Source organism: Pelagerythrobacter aerophilus (assembly GCF_003581645.1).
In the GTDB taxonomy this organism is placed as follows: domain Bacteria; phylum Pseudomonadota; class Alphaproteobacteria; order Sphingomonadales; family Sphingomonadaceae; genus Pelagerythrobacter; species Pelagerythrobacter aerophilus.
Map to the genome: position 1 here is coordinate 514,681 of NZ_QXFK01000019.1, position 14,602 is coordinate 529,282.

At 67.0% G+C, this 14,602-nt stretch carries 17 protein-coding genes; 11 read left to right on the top strand and 6 right to left on the bottom strand.

Annotated features, from left to right (window positions below):
- Window positions 1-98 precede the first annotated feature (98 nt).
- From D2V04_RS16300 to phhA, 10 genes are all read left to right on the top strand, one after another.
- Entirely contained in the window at window positions 99-1,166 is a 1,068-nt protein-coding gene (locus D2V04_RS16300; RefSeq protein WP_119514751.1) for a ribonucleotide-diphosphate reductase subunit beta, read from the top strand.
- Window positions 1,163-1,708, top strand: a complete 546-nt coding sequence (locus D2V04_RS16305; RefSeq protein WP_147391852.1) for a hypothetical protein — start codon at window positions 1,163-1,165, stop codon at window positions 1,706-1,708. Before D2V04_RS16300 ends, D2V04_RS16305 begins: the two co-directional genes overlap by 4 nt.
- 106 nt (window positions 1,709-1,814) lie before the next feature.
- A complete protein-coding gene (locus D2V04_RS16310; RefSeq protein WP_119514753.1) occupies window positions 1,815-2,606 on the top strand; it encodes a hypothetical protein in 792 nt (263 codons plus the stop codon).
- Between the two features lie 119 nt (window positions 2,607-2,725).
- Window positions 2,726-2,938 (top strand): KTSC domain-containing protein, encoded by a 213-nt coding sequence (locus D2V04_RS16315; RefSeq protein WP_119514754.1) that lies wholly within the window; start codon window positions 2,726-2,728, stop codon window positions 2,936-2,938.
- 180 nt (window positions 2,939-3,118) lie between these two features.
- Entirely contained in the window at window positions 3,119-3,283 is a 165-nt protein-coding gene (locus D2V04_RS18020) for a hypothetical protein (protein ID WP_182849795.1), read from the top strand.
- Window positions 3,284-3,367: 84 nt separating this feature from the next.
- Complete coding sequence (locus D2V04_RS16320) at window positions 3,368-4,003, top strand: peptidase S14 (protein ID WP_147391853.1); 636 nt, start codon at window positions 3,368-3,370, stop codon at window positions 4,001-4,003.
- A gap of 119 nt (window positions 4,004-4,122) precedes the next feature.
- Entirely contained in the window at window positions 4,123-4,659 is a 537-nt protein-coding gene (locus tag D2V04_RS16325) for a nuclear transport factor 2 family protein (RefSeq protein ID WP_119514756.1), read from the top strand.
- A 91-nt stretch (window positions 4,660-4,750) separates the two neighbouring features.
- Window positions 4,751-5,290: a hypothetical protein gene (locus D2V04_RS16330; RefSeq protein WP_119514757.1), complete on the top strand. Its 540-nt coding sequence runs from the start codon at window positions 4,751-4,753 to the stop codon at window positions 5,288-5,290.
- A 62-nt stretch (window positions 5,291-5,352) separates the two neighbouring features.
- On the top strand, window positions 5,353-5,646 hold the full coding sequence (locus tag D2V04_RS16335) for a TFIIB-type zinc ribbon-containing protein (protein WP_119514758.1): 294 nt from the start codon (window positions 5,353-5,355) through the stop codon (window positions 5,644-5,646).
- A 65-nt stretch (window positions 5,647-5,711) separates the two neighbouring features.
- Complete coding sequence (gene phhA / locus D2V04_RS16340) at window positions 5,712-6,650, top strand: phenylalanine 4-monooxygenase (RefSeq protein ID WP_228766496.1); 939 nt, start codon at window positions 5,712-5,714, stop codon at window positions 6,648-6,650.
- Between the two features lie 69 nt (window positions 6,651-6,719).
- Here phhA and D2V04_RS16345 read toward each other — a convergent pair whose 3' ends face one another.
- The 5 genes from D2V04_RS16345 to D2V04_RS16365 form a co-directional block, all read right to left on the bottom strand.
- Entirely contained in the window at window positions 6,720-7,001 is a 282-nt protein-coding gene (locus D2V04_RS16345) for a hypothetical protein (RefSeq protein WP_119514759.1), read from the bottom strand.
- Window positions 7,002-7,070: 69 nt separating this feature from the next.
- Entirely contained in the window at window positions 7,071-7,334 is a 264-nt protein-coding gene (locus tag D2V04_RS16350; RefSeq protein ID WP_147391854.1) for a GlsB/YeaQ/YmgE family stress response membrane protein, read from the bottom strand.
- A gap of 116 nt (window positions 7,335-7,450) precedes the next feature.
- Window positions 7,451-8,260, bottom strand: a complete 810-nt coding sequence (locus D2V04_RS16355) for an undecaprenyl-diphosphate phosphatase (protein ID WP_119514761.1) — start codon at window positions 8,258-8,260, stop codon at window positions 7,451-7,453.
- Window positions 8,261-8,377: 117 nt separating this feature from the next.
- The gene (locus D2V04_RS16360; RefSeq protein ID WP_119514762.1) at window positions 8,378-10,528 is read right to left on the bottom strand and encodes a M13 family metallopeptidase; all 2,151 of its coding nucleotides are present in this window, start codon (window positions 10,526-10,528) and stop codon (window positions 8,378-8,380) included.
- A gap of 159 nt (window positions 10,529-10,687) precedes the next feature.
- Window positions 10,688-12,418 (bottom strand): ABC transporter transmembrane domain-containing protein, encoded by a 1,731-nt coding sequence (locus D2V04_RS16365; RefSeq protein ID WP_228766514.1) that lies wholly within the window; start codon window positions 12,416-12,418, stop codon window positions 10,688-10,690.
- Window positions 12,419-12,698: 280 nt separating this feature from the next.
- Here D2V04_RS16365 and D2V04_RS16370 point away from each other — a divergent pair, with 280 nt between their 5' ends.
- Window positions 12,699-13,946, top strand: a complete 1,248-nt coding sequence (locus tag D2V04_RS16370) for a polyhydroxyalkanoate depolymerase (RefSeq protein ID WP_119514763.1) — start codon at window positions 12,699-12,701, stop codon at window positions 13,944-13,946.
- Window positions 13,947-13,964: 18 nt separating this feature from the next.
- Here the strand turns inward: D2V04_RS16370 and D2V04_RS16375 are convergent, their stop codons facing one another.
- Window positions 13,965-14,561, bottom strand: coding sequence for a DUF4126 domain-containing protein (locus tag D2V04_RS16375; protein WP_119514764.1), 597 nt, complete (start codon window positions 14,559-14,561; stop codon window positions 13,965-13,967).
- Between the last annotated feature and the right edge of the window lie 41 nt (window positions 14,562-14,602).

Genomic DNA, 14,602 nt, shown 5'->3' on the forward strand with positions numbered 1-14,602 from the left:
CCGCCCTTCGCAAAGATCCCTCCCGGCGCCCGCAAACCGATTCACATACCCGCCCCGATACGCTATATATTGGGGCCAACGCCAACCGGAGACGCCAGATGTCCCTTCTCGAAGCCCGCAAGACCTACAAGCCGTTCGAATACCCGTGGGCTTACGACTTCTGGAAGCGCCAGCAGCAGATCCACTGGATGCCCGAGGAAGTGCCGCTGGGCGAGGACTGCCGCGACTGGGCGCAGAAGCTCTCCGAGCACGAGCGCAACCTGCTCACCCAGATCTTCCGCTTCTTCACCCAGGCCGACGTCGAGGTGCAGGATTGCTACCACGACAAGTACGGCCGCGTGTTCAAGCCGACCGAGATCAAGATGATGCTCGCCGCCTTCTCCAACATGGAGACGGTGCACATCGCCGCCTATTCGCACCTGCTCGACACGATCGGCATGCCCGAAAGCGAATACGGCATGTTCCTCGAATACGAGGAGATGAAGAACAAGCACGACTACCTGCAGCAGTTCGGGGTCGACAGCGACGAGGACATCGCCCGCACCCTGGCGATGTTCGGCGGCTTCACCGAGGGGCTGCAGCTCTTCGCCAGCTTCGCCATGCTGATGAACTTCCCGCGCTTCAACAAGATGAAGGGCATGGGCCAGATCGTCAGCTGGTCGGTCCGCGACGAGAGCCTGCACTGCGAAGGCATCACCCGCCTGTTCCACGCCTTCGTGCAGGAACGCGACTGCCTGACCAAGGCGGTCAAGGAAGACATCATGGACATGTGCCAGAAGACGGTGCGGCTGGAGGATGCCTTCATCGACCTCGCGTTCGAGCAGGGCCCGGTCCCGGGGATGACGGCGAAGGAAATCAAGCACTACATCCGCTACATCGCCGACTGGCGCCTGGGCCAGCTCGGCCTCCAGCCGATCTACATGGTCGAGGACCACCCGCTCCCCTGGCTCGCCCCGCTGCTCAACGGCGTGGAGCACGCCAACTTCTTCGAAACCCGCGCGACCGAGTATTCGAAGGGCGCGACCAAGGGCAACTGGCAGGACGTCTGGTCGAGCTTCGACAAGCGCCAGAAGGCGAAGAAGGGCGAAGAAGCGAACGACCTCGGGGACGAGGGGCCGGGGCTGTTCGGGGATGGCGGCGAGAGCGGGAGCGTGGCGGCGGAGTGAATACTCCAGATTTCTGGGTAGTATTCTGGACCGCGCTGATCACGCTTGGAGGAGCTTGGTTTGGCTACTGGTTGGCTGGCAAACCGCGGTTGATCGTATTCAGCCCAAACTCCACCTTCTTCCAACTTGATCCCCCCGAGGTTGGAGGCTCACCGCTCGCAATTCGGGCTGGTCAGATTATCGTCCAAAATTATGGTCGGAAAAGCGCGACTAAGGTCCAACTCGTCGCTGAACCCGGGACGATGCCATGGGGGTACAACCTCTTTCCAGCTTTAGATCATGCAGTAAGGAGGGGTGCTCGCGGAGAGTGGATATTGGAACTTGAGTTCCTCGGGCCGGGTGAAAACGTCACGGTCCAGATCCTAAATGGGCCACAGATCGCGTCTGTTAGATCGCTCGAAGGAGCGGCAAAGGCCGTCCCGGTCATTCACCAGCGTTTGTATCCGCGGTGGGTCCAAGTCACGACTGCTGTCTTGATGGCGGTCGGCGTGATTACAATTGCCTATGGTATTTTCACCCTCTTCGAAAGACTGCTGAATTGAGAGCAGCTCCGCCTCAGAGCCTAGATCTAGCGCAAGAATACTTACGTCGGACGCCGTGCCATCAAGACGCTTTCCGCGCACGCTCGGACGCGATAGCCTCGCACGTATGAAACCACTTGGCCTTCTCACGCTCCTCGCCCTCGCCCCCCTGACCCTCGCCACCCCCGCCGTCGCCTGCTCCGTCGCGCCAGACTACCGCGTCCCCACCAACCTCGAACTCGCCGAGGAGGCCGAGCTGGTGCTGCTCGGGCGGGTTGTCGGGGAGGTCGAGGGGGCGGATCCGTGGGACAGGAAGCTGCTGGTCGAGCCGGTGCAGGCGATCAAGGGTGAGATGCTGGAGGGCACGGTGTCGATCGCGTACGCCGGGCTCGTGCCCGAGGACAGGCCGGACTTCGGCATTCTCAGCAATCCCTACGAGCTGAACCAGGCGCACCCGCTCAGCTATATCGGCGGCTGCATCCGCTACATGTTCCCGCGCGGAACCACGGCGCTGTTCTTTCTCGATCGCGCGCCGGATGGTGAGGGCTGGCGACCGTCGGGCGGGCCGTTCTCGCGCTGGGCGGAGGACGTGCTGGATGAGCAGGCGCCGTGGCTGATGCTCACGCAGTTGTATGTCGACGTCGCCGCCGCGCCCGAGAGCGAGCGCAAGGCCATGCTCGAAGCCGAGCGCGGCGAGCTTGCCGCCATGGCCGACGATCCCGTCGCCCGGCTTATCGCCGCCGACATCGCGCGCCAGATCGAAGGGCCGAACCCGACCTGGCACGAAGTCATGGAGCGCGAGATGGAAGCTCACCGGGAGCTCGATTCCGCGATGGACGCGGTAGCGGACCTCGAAGCCTCTGCCGACGAACCGCACGAGATGGGTCAGGCCGATGCGATGGAGGATCCCGAGCGCTAGGCGCCAGTGATCCGCCCCGGGTTCCCGCTCTCGCGGGAATGACGAGGAGGGGAGGCGTTTGCGCATCGTCCCTGCCGGTCCCGCGTGAACCGCTCGCCCGCCTCGCGCGTTGTCCCCGCATGCCCTCCACCGCGATCGCCCGCTATGCCTATCGCGCCGAGATCGGAGCGCTCGACATCGAGTTCGTGAGCGGGCGCGTCTATCGCTATTTCGCCGTGCCGGAACGGACCGCGCGCGGGCTGGCGCAGGCAGGGTCGAGAGGCGGCTATTTCAACCGCGCGATCCGCGACCGCTATCGTTACGAACGGTTGCGGAGCTGGGAGGACGGGTGACGCGCGCACCCTCGTTCGCCCGCCGCTTCCAAGATGCAACATATGTCAATTCTCCTCCGAAAATCAACAACTTGGCGCACCCCGCCTTCGCTCTGGCGCAAGTGAGGAACCGCCCGCCGCGTGGCGGCTTTGGTCGGCAGGTCCTCACAAAAACGGACCCTTTGGAGAAGGAGCCAAGTCATGAACCAGAGCAACGACAACAAGGGCGGCGGTCAGCGCCAGCAGGGTGGCGGCCAGCAGGAACGCCAGCGCGAGCAGCAGGGCGGCAACCAGCGCCAGCAGGGCGGTGGCGGCCAGCGCGAACGCGAGCGCGAAGATCAGGGCGGCGGCAGCCAGCGCCGCTGACGCCACCGACGCACGTAATGCGAGCGGCGGCCGTTCTCTTTCCGGGGGCGGCCGCTTCTCTTTCCAGCAGGGGAGATGCGGCCGATGGCCGATTACGAACCACCCGCCGCGGGCTCACCGTCCGCCGGCGGACAAGCCTCCAGCGCCGCCGCTCCGGCGCGCGAACTGGTCCACAATCCCACCATTCGCCTCCACGGAACGGTCGACGACGCGATGCTCGACACGTTTCTCGACGGGGTGGCCCGGGCCGAGGGCGGCCAGGGGCCGGTCGCGGTGGAAGTCTGCACGCTCGGCGGGGATGCCGAAGTCGGGCGCCGCATGGTGCTCGAGGTCGGCCTCGCGCGCGAGCGGCTGCCGGGACGCCGGCTGATCTTCATCGGCAAGACGATCGTCTATTCCGCCGGGGTCACGATCATGAGCGCCTTCCCGCACGAGGACCGCTTCGTCACCTCCGACGGGGTGTTCCTGATCCACTGCCGCCAGCTCGAAAAGACGGTCGAGCTGTCCGGCCCGATGCGGGGCAGCATGCCGCTGGTCGAGTCGCTCTGCCGCCAGCTCAAGCTCGGCTGCGAAATGGAGATCCAGGGCTTCAGGCGGCTGATCGCGGGGAGCGAGATCGAAATGGAGGAGGTGCTCGATAAGGGGCTGCACAACTGGTACCTCACCGCGGAAGACGCGCTCGAGCGGCGGCTGATCGCGGGGATCATCGACTGCGACTGATCCGGCCGGGCGCAGTCACCGGGTCGGGGCGGGCGGGTGCTTCGGTCTGCGCGGGATTTGACGCGGTGCGCCTTATCTGTATTATAGACTTAATACACTAAGCCACCAGAAGGCCCTCCATGTTCTCGTTTATCGCACCGCTTCTTCTCGCGCAGGCCGCGCCCGCCACGGCAATGTCGGTTCCGCCGCTCGACGCGCTCACCGGGCAGATCGAGGCGGCGGACGGGGCGCTGTTCTGGGCGGCGTTCGAGGCGTGCGATCCGCCTGCCGTCGAGCGGGTGCTGGGCGAGGATTTCCGCATGCTTCACGACAAGGGCGGGCTCGTCGCGAGCAGCCGGGCGGAGTTCATCGCCCAGATGGAGCGCGAATGCGCCGCGCGCGCGCCGGGCGGGGCACACGCCGGCTACGCCAATCGCCGGCTCGCAGTGCCGGGCTCGCGCACCATCCGCCCCCTCGGCCAATGGGGCGCGCTCGAGGAAGGCGCGCACGTGTTCTTCGAGCGGCGCGCGGATGGCGAGTGGGAGATGGTCGGCGGGGCACGCTACCAGCACGTCTGGCGCTGGATGCCCGGCGAAGGCCGCCTGCGCCTCGTCGAAAGCCTGAGCTACGACCACGGTGCCGCAGCGGCGTACCCGCCGGAGGGCGCCGAACAGTAGCCGAGGCGGTTCGCGCTGGAGCTTGCGTGCCGGGGCTGGCGCGCGCACAAATCGCTTTCCTACATGCGCAAAATTTGCTCCATCCTGAGCGATGAAGCGCTATCCGCCCCCTCCGCCGGCCGGCGAGTCGGCCCGCGAGCCGCGGCAGACCCGCCGCCGCATCCCCGCTTTCCATCCCGTGCCCGTCGGCCCGCGCCGCGACGGCTGGGTGCCCGAACGACAGGCGGCCTTCATCGGCTTCCTCGCCCACACGCGCTCGGTTTGTGCCGCCGCGCGCGCCGTCGGCATGGGGCGGGAGAGCGCCTACCGCCTGCGCAAGCGCCCGGGCGCGGCGGGCTTCGCCGCGGCGTGGGACGCGGCGCTGGGAAAGTCACACCAGCCTGTGGACTTGGCTTCGGCGAAGTCCACAGGGCTGGATGCCGGCTACCGCGCCGAGGAAGGGTTGATCCAGGTCGTGATGGAGCACGGGCGCTATGCCGGAACATACTGGAAAGACGACAACAATGCGCTCCTCCAGCATCTCGCGCGGCTGGACCGGGCGGGCCGCTGGGCCTCCGATTCCGGCGCAAGGTTACACCGCGTAAAACCCGGCGGAGCGTCAACGCCGGGGCGACACCTTGCCCGCGCTTGATCGCACTGCCGCCGCCCCCATCTTGCAGGGGTATCAGGACTAGAGAGAGGACCGACCCGCCGATGCGCACCGAAGCCGAAGTGGCCGCCATGTCATGCCCCGTCTGCCGCGTCCCGCTCGCGATGAGCGACCGGCAGGGGATCGAGATCGATTATTGCCCGCAGTGCCGCGGCGTCTGGCTCGACCGCGGGGAGCTCGACAAGATCGTCGAACGCAGCGCGCCCCAGGCCGCCCCGCAGCGCCCCGCGCCCGACTACGCGCGCCACGGCGGGCAGGCGCACTCGGGCTACGGCCACGGTCATCACGGCAAGCCCTACAAGCGGCGCAAGAGCTGGCTCGAGGATATCTTCGACTGAGCCGAAGCGCGGGACGTGCGATTTGTCAGTGACCCGCGGCGGTGCTATTGGTTACAGGAGAAACTATGGCCACGATCGCACCCGAAGAACAGGACTTTACGGCTCTCCCCGAGATGCCGGCGGACGTCTTCACCGCCCCGCTGAAGAAGCCGGCGCACGTCGGCGACGATTGGCTGGAGCCGAAGCAGACCGACTACACCTCGGATGACGATGCGATCTGGAACGATCTCTTCGCCCGGCAGATGGCGGTCCTGCCCGGCCACGCGGCGAGCGCCTTCATGGAGGGGCTGGACAAGCTCGACCTCGGCCAGGGCGGCGTGCCCGAGTTCGCCCGGCTGTCGGAGGATCTCGGCAAGCTGACCGGCTGGAGCGTGGTGCCGGTGCCGATGCTGATCCCGGACCACGTGTTCTTCTGGCATCTCGCCAACCGCCGCTTCCCGGCAGGCAACTTCATCCGCACCCGCGAGACGTTCGACTACATCCAGGAACCCGACGTGTTCCACGACGTCTTCGGCCACGTCCCGATGCTGACCGACCCGGTCTACGCCGACTACATGCAGGAATACGGCAAGGCCGGGTGGAAGGCGATGCGCTACAACCGGCTCAAGGCACTGGGCGCGCTCTACTGGTACACGGTGGAGTTCGGGCTGATGCTCGAACACGGCGAAGTGCGGGCCTACGGTGCGGGCATCCTCTCGGGGCCGACCGAGGTGGTCTTCGCGGTCGAGGGGAAGAGCCCCAACCGGATCATGCTCAACGTCGACCGGGTGATGCGCACCGACTACGTGATCAGCGACCTGCAGCCGACCTACTTCGTGATCGAGAGCTTCGAGGACCTCTACCGCCAGACGGTGGAACGCGACTTCGACCGCCTCTACCGCAACCTGCCGCCGGCTTTCACTTACGCGAACTCGGCCGTCATCGACGTCGACAACGTGATCCACCGCGGCACCCAGGAATACCTCCTGCGCGGTGGCCGCGGGAGCGGCGCTGCGCCGGTCTGAGCGGCGGCAAAAGAAAAGCCGGCCCGGGCTGACCCGGACCGGCTCTCCTGAATTCGAGAAGCGAAGAGCTTACTCGGCCGGCGGGGTCGCAGCAGCGTCGCCCTCGGCAGCGGCTTCGGCCTGGTCTTCCATCGCGTCCGCCTGATCTTCGGCCGCGTCGGTCATCGCATCGGCTTCGGCGTCGGTGATCTGGCCGGTGTCTTCCATCGCTTCGGCCTGCTCGTTCACCATCTCGGCGTTCTGCTCGCCGGCGTCCTCGGCCGCGTTCTCCTGCGCGCTATCGCAGGCAGCGAGGCTGAGGCCCATTGCGGCAACCGAAGCAACCATCGCGCTCTTGAAAATGCTCTTCATCTCAGTCTTTCCCCTTTGTTGTTGGGTGGGCCGACCTGTACACGCATGTCGACCCGGCGTGAATAGCGTTTACCTTTGGTGCTCGTCGAACCGGTTTCGAAACAGGGCCAGGGCACCGATGAGGACCAGCGCACCGCCGGCAGCGATCGGGATCGAGATCCCGCTGATGCCGGAAAGTATCGATCCGCGATTGCCGATCACCCCGCTGATGACGGCCCCGACCGTGCCCGCGGCCACGTTGGCCATGATCCCCCGCCCGTCTTCCACGCGCAGCACGATCGCCGCGAGCCAGCCCAGAACCGCGCCACCCGCAAGAAAGAAAATCAAACCCATCGTGTTATCGTCTGCGAACCATCCTGCCCGATACAACCCGGCGTCGCCGCGAAACGTTCCGATGCTTGCGGCCAGCCGAGCAGGATAGTTGCACCCGGGCAACGATCCGGAATGGATCAGCCCGCGGCGAGCCAGACGATCGCGCCCGCACCGAGTACGATGCGGTACCAGGCGAACGGCGCGAAGCCGTGGCGGCTGACGTAGGCGACGAAGGCCCGGATGACCACGAGCGCGACGAGGAACGCCGCGAGGAAGCCGAGCGCGATCTCCCCCCAGCCGACCGTCGCCTCGCCCGCCAGCAGCGCCGGCTCGTCGAGGATCTTGACCGTCGCGGCGCCCAGCATCGTCGGAACCGCGAGGAAGAACGAGAATTCGGCCGCGGTCTTGCGCCCCACGCCCATGGCCAGCGCGCCGAGGATGGTTGCCGCCGAACGGCTCGTGCCGGGGATCATCGCCAGGCACTGGGCGAAGCCGACCGCGATCGCCGTCTTCCACGACAGCCCGGCCACGCCGACGTCCTCACGCACCGGGATCGTCCTCTCGAGCGCGAGGATCGCGATGCCGCCGATCACCAGGGCCACGGCCACCACCATCGGCGTGCCGAGCATGACGTCGATCGCATCCTTCGCGAGCAGTCCGATCACCGCTGCGGGCAGAAAGCCGAGCAGGATGTTGCGCGCGAACCGAAGGGCTTCCGGTTCGAGGCGGAGAAGGCCCATGCCCATCGTCCAGAACGTCTTCCAGTATGTCACCACGACCGCGAGGATCGCACCGAGCTGGATAACGATGTTGAACTGCCGCCACTGCGCCGGATCGTAGCCGAAGAAGGCCTGCGCGAGGATCAGGTGGCCGGTCGAGGAGACGGGGAGGAACTCGGTCAGCCCTTCGAGGATGCCGAGCAGGATTGCGGTAAGGGTGAGGCTCATTGCCTGCGGGTCATGGCGATGGCGCGCGGCGTGTCAAACGCAAATCGGTCGCCGCCCATAAAAATTGCCCCCGGCCGCTCGGGCCGAGGGCAATCCTTGGTGATGGCAAGGGTGCCCTTACCAGATATGCACGCGCTGCTCCGGCGGCAGGTAGAGTGCGTCGTCGGGCGTCACGTTGAACGCCTTGTACCAGGCATCCATCTGCCGCACCGCGCCGTTGGTGCGGAACTGCTCGGGGCTGTGCGGATCGGTGCGCAGCCGCTGACGCGCGGCGTCCTCGCGCTGCTGCGAGCGCCAGACCTGCGCCCAGGCGAGGAAGAAGCGCTGGTCGCCGGTCAGACCATCGATCACCGGCGCTTCCTTGCCGTTCAGCGAGAGCTTGTAGGCGCGGTAGGCGAGGCTGAGCCCGCCGACGTCGCCGATGTTCTCGCCCAGCGTCAGGCGCCCGTTGACGCAGGTCGTGCCGTCGTCGAGCGGGCAAAACGCGCTGTACTGCTCGACCAGCGCGTCGGTGCGCTTGTCGAACGCCGCGCGGTCGGCGTCGGTCCACCAGTTGCGCAGCATGCCGGTGCCGTCGGACTTGGAGCCCTGGTCGTCGAACCCGTGGCCCATCTCGTGCCCGATGACCGCGCCGATGCCGCCGTAGTTGACCGCCGGATCGGCCGAGAGGCCGTAGAACGGCTGCTGCAGGATCGCGGCGGGGAATACGATCTCGTTCTTGGTCGAGTTGTAGTAGGCGTTGACCGTCTGCGGCAGCATGCCCCACTCGGTGCGGTCGATCGGCCCGCCGAGCTTGGAGAGCATGTCCTTCCACTGCCATTCGGCCGCGGCGATGCGGTTGGCGAGCGGCGTGCCGGCGTCGATCGCGAGGCCCGGATAAGTCTCCAGGTTGTCGCGGTAGCCGATCTTGGGATCGAAGCTGTCGAGCTTGGCGACGGCTTCCCGCTTGGTCGCCGCGCTCATCCAGTCGTTCTCTTCGATGCTGATCGCCAGCGCCTTGCGCAGGTTGACGACCAGATCTTCCATCGCCGCCTTGTTCTCCGGCGGGAAATAGCGCTCGACGTAAGAAGCGCCGACCAGCTCGCCGAGCAGGCCCTCGGTCTCCGCCGTCGCCCGCTTCCAGCGCGCGCGCTGCTCGGGCGTGCCGGTCAGCGTCTTGCCGTAGAAGGCGAAGTCCGCCTGGTCGATCGCGCTCGGCAGAACCGCGGCGTTGCTGGCGAGGAATTCCTTGACCGTCCACGCCTGCAGCACGTTAACCGGTGTCTTCGCCAAGAGCGCGAGCATCGCCGGCGTGCCGCCGCCGATCTTGGCGAGCGTATCCTCGGTCAAGCCGAGCGCAGCCGCTTCCTGGTCGGTCGGCGGCAGGTCGTAGACGACGAAGCGGTCGGTCTCGCCGAAACCGCTCGCATCGAGCATCGCGTTGAGCGGGAAGCCGCCCGCCAGATCGCCGAGCTCGGCAGGGGTCACGGCGTTGTAAGTCAGGTCGCGGTTGCGGCGCGTGGCGCGGTCCCAGGCGATGTTGTGCGCGATCGCGTCTTCGAGCGCATAGACCTGCTGCGCGGTCGCGGCGGGGTCTGCGTACCCGGCCTGCTGGAACAGGAAGGCGAGATATTCGCGGTACTTGGCCTGGATATCGCGGCCCTTCTCGGTCTCGTCGAGATAGTAATCGCGGTCGGGAAGGCCGAGGCCACCTGACGCCACGTAGACCGAATAGCGGGTCGGCTCCTTCGCATCGACTGTCACGAACCCGCCTACGGGCGAGGAATAGCCGGGCGTGCCCCACAACGTGGCGAGCTCGGCGAGTGTCTTCGCGCCTTGGATACGATCGAGATAGGGCTTGGCCGGAGCGAGACCCGCGGCATCGATCGCGGCGGTATCGAGGAAGGCGTTGTAGGCGTCGACGATGCGCTTCTCGTCGGCCGAGAGGCTTGCCGGATCCTTCGCCACCAGTTCGTCGACCAAAGTCTTCACGTCGCTGGTCGATTTCTCGCGCAGCAGGTTGAACGCGCCGAAACGCGAGAACTCGGGCGGCAGCGGATTGGCTTCGAGCCACTTCTCGTTGGCGTAAGCGAAGAAGTCGTCGCCCGGATCGATGGTCTTGTCGAGATAGGCCGGATCGAAGCCCCATTCGCCGAAGCTCATCGTCGGCAGCGGGGTTTCCTCGGCCTTGGCGGCGGGCGCCGCGGCGTCGGCATCCTGCGCCAGCGCCGGAACGGCAAGAGTCAGGGCGAGAGCGCTGGCCCCCGCGGCAAGCATGGTGCGGATCATGTGGAATTCTCCCGGAAATTTCAGTCAGCCCCAAGGATGCAGAGATCCTCTGGCGTCAGCATAGGTGACGGCACGTGTGCTGCGTCGCCGTTCGTCGGTTTCAGTCGCAACTTCATAGATTGTCGCGCCTGTGTCTCGGCTGAACGCGTCGATCCGGCTTCAGGCGGCTTCGCCGGGGGCGAACTGGAGCGCAGCGAGTCGGCTGTAGAGCCCGCCCGCCTCGGTCAGTTCGGCATGCGTGCCCTGCTCCACGATCCGCCCCTCGTCCATCACCACGATCCGGTCGGCCGCGCGGACGGTGGCGAGGCGGTGCGCGATCACCAGCGTCGTGCGCTCCGCCATCAGCCGGTCGAGCGCCTGCTGGACGAGCCGCTCGCTTTCCGCATCGAGCGCGCTGGTCGCCTCGTCGAGCAGCAGGATCGGCGCGTCGCGCAGCAACGCTCGGGCGATGGCGAGGCGCTGCTGCTGTCCGCCGGACAGCCGCGTGCCGCTCTCGCCCAGATAGGTATCGAGACCCTCGGGAAGCTCGCGCAGGAAGCGTTCGGCATTGGCCGCGCGCGCTGCCTCCCAGATGTCTTCGTCGCTCGCGTCCCAGGCGCCGTAACGCAGGTTGTCGCGCGCGTTGGCGGAGAACAGCACCCCGTCCTGCGGGACGAGGGCGATGCGCTTGCGGATCTCCGCCGGATCGGCGCTGGTGAGCGGGATCCCGTCGAGCCGGATCGTGCCGGCCTGCGGATCGTAGAACCGCTCGGCAAGCTGGAACACGGTCGACTTGCCCGCGCCCGACGGGCCGACCAGCGCGACTGTCTCTCCCGGCTCGATTTCGAGCGAGAACTCCTTGAGCGCTGCGCTTTCGAGCCGCGTCGGGTAACGGAAGGAGACACCGCGGAACGAGAGGCTGCCGCGCGGCGGCTCGGGCAATGCCAGGGGGCGTGCGGGCGGGGCGATCGTGGGTCTTTCCTGAAGCAGTTCCTCCAGCCGGCTGGCGGCGCCGGCGCCGCGCAACAGATCACCGTAGACCTCGGTCAGCGCCCCGAACGCCCCCGCGACGAGCCCGCCGGTGAGCACGAACGCGGCGATCGTGCCGCCACTGATCTCGCCGGTGGAGACAGCGATCGCGCCGCGCCACATGACCATGGTGATCCCGCCGAACACCAGCAGGATCACGATCGAGGTCATCGCCGCACGCAACGCGATGCGCCGCCGCGCGGTGGCGAACGTGCGCTCGACCGCCTGCGCGAAGCGGCTGCCCTCGCGCGCCTCCTGGTTGAACGCCTGGACGATCTTCATCGCCGCGAGCACTTCGGTCACCATCGCGCCGACATCGGCCACCCGGTCCTGGCTCGACCGCGAGACCACGCGGATACGGCGGCCGAAGTACATGATCGGCGCGATCACCAGCGGGATGCCCACGAGCAGCCCCACGGTCAGCGTCGGGGCGAGGTAGAGCAGGATCGCGGTTCCGCCGAGGGCGGTCAGCAGGTTGCGCAGGGCAACCGAGACGGTGGTGCCGACGACCTGCTCGATCAGCGCGGTGTCCGAGGTCATCCGACTGGAGATTTCCTTCGGGCTGTTCGCCTCGTAGAAGCCGGGCGCAAGGCGCAGGAGGTTCGCCTGGACCTTGAGGCGGATGTCGGCGACCACGCGCTCCCCCAGCCAGCTGACGAAATAGAACCGCGCCGCCGTGCCGATCGCCAGTACGACCACGATCATCAGCAGGTACTCGAATGCGTTGGCGATCTCCGCCAGGCTCGCGCCGCCGCCGAACGCGCGATCGATGATGACCTTGAACCGCCAGGGAATCGCGAGCGTCGCCGCGGCGGTCGTGAACAGTGCGGCTAGCGCGAGCGCGACGCGACCCGGATACTTGGCCGCCTCGCGGAAGATCATCGTCAGCGGGCCGAGCGTGCGCGCGGGCTTCGCCTCGCCCTCGATGGCCGAGCTGCGGCGGAAGAGGCCGCGGCGCGCGGGGCGCGCTTCGGGTTGTGGGGTGTCCGCGTCCATGCGGGGCAGGTAGCGATGCGGCGCGGCAAAATCCACTTATCCGGCGCGCATCGGGCACGAAACTGCAAATGATGCGTTGCACAATGCCACACGACCCGTCACTGTGCAGTGCACAAATCCACGACGGCAGGCGTCCGCACCGGACGCTCGGCAAGGGAAACGCGACTTGCTCTATCACGCTTACGAATTGCAACGCGCCTGGCTCAGCGGCGCGAGCGCGCTCGCCTCGATGGGCGCCGAGGCGCTATCGAACCCCTACCTGCCGGTGGGCTACATGGGCTTCGGACAGGTGGGCGCGAGCGCGCTCGAGGTCTTCGCCCATGCCGCCGCCCCGCGCGGCAAGCCCGCGTTCGGGATCGATTTCGTTGAGGTGGCCGGCGAGCCCTGCGCGGTCGAGGAAGCGACCGTCGTCAACCGGCCGTTCGGCGATCTCAAGCGCTTTACCCGGGAAGGGCTGCCCGAGGACGTGCCGAAGCTGCTGATCGTCGCGCCGATGAGCGGCCACTACGCCACGCTGCTGCGCGGCACGGTGCGGCGCATGGTCGAGAGCTGCGAGGTCTATGTGACCGACTGGGCCGACGCGAAGACGGTGCCGCTGTCGGAAGGCCGTTTCGATCTCGACGACTACATCGACTACCTGATCGAGTTCCTGGAGCATATCGGGCCCCAGAAAAACGGCTTGGGCGCCCACATGATGGCGGTGTGCCAGCCATCGGTGCCCGCGCTCGCAGCCACCGCGATCATGGGGGCGCAGGAGCATCCCTGCCGCCCGGCGACGCTGACCATGATGGGCGGCCCGATCGATACGCGCGAGAGCCCGACCACGGTCAACGATGTCGCCATGGACCGTCCGATCGAATGGTTCCGCAACACCGTGATCGCCACCGTGCCGATGCAGCATCGCGGTGCGGGGCGACGGGTCTATCCGGGCTTCCTCCAGCTTGCCGGGTTCATGAGCATGAACCTCGGCCAGCACATTCTCAGCCACTACGAGATGTTCAAGCACCTCACCGTCGGCGACGAGGACAGCGCGCAGGCGACCAAGGATTTCTACGATGAATACCGCTCAGTCTGCGACATGACCGCGGAGTTCTACCTCCAGACGGTGGAGGAGGTGTTCCAGGAGCATTCGCTGGCGAAGGGCACGTTCACGCACCGGGGCGAGCCGGTCGATCTGAGCGCGATCCGCGACACCGCGCTGCTGGCGATCGAGGGCGAACGCGACGACATCTCCGGCATCGGGCAGACGAAAGCCGCGCTTACGCTCGCCACCGGCCTGGCGAAGTCGAAGAAGCAGTACCTGCTCGCCGAAGGCGCCGGGCACTACGGTATCTTCAACGGCAGCCGCTGGCGCACCAAGATCGCGCCGGCAGCCGAGGCCTTCATGGCAAGGCACGGCAAGACGAAAGCCTGAGCCGAAAGGATCGGGTTCCTAACCCGCCCCGCCCCTCTGCCCGAAGAACCGCCGCACGATCCGCCGCGCCAGCAGCAGAAGCCACACCGTCAGCGCCAGCAACACCAGCGCGATCGCGCCGGCCGCGTAGGGATACTCGTAAGCCGCCCAGAGCAGGCTCGCAGTCGCGACGTCCTCCACGGTTGAGACGGCCACGTTGCTCACCGGCTCGGGGCTGGTGTTGACCACACCGCGCGCGCCGGCCTTCCCTGCATGCGCCGCGAAGGCCGCACCGCCGCCGAGGAGGAAGGCGATCACCTGCGTCGCCGGGTCGGCCGGATCGACGATCGCCAGCGCCAGCAGCGCGCCGCCGACCGGGCGCACGAAGGTGTGTACCGCATCCCACACCGAATCGAGCCACATGACCTTGTCGGCGAAGAACTCGCACAGCGCGGCGACGGCAGCGATACCCATGACCCACGGGTTCTCGAGCACGGCGAGGCTCGCCAGATGCTCGGGCACGGGGATCGCGTCGAGCCGCATGGCGAGCCCGGTGGCGAAGATGCACAGGTAGAGGCGCCATCCGGCCAGCAGGCTGACGCTGCCCGCGATGCCGATAATCTCCATCACGCCCATCGTTCTCTCCTCCGCTCGGAAGGATGCGCCGCAATGGCGCG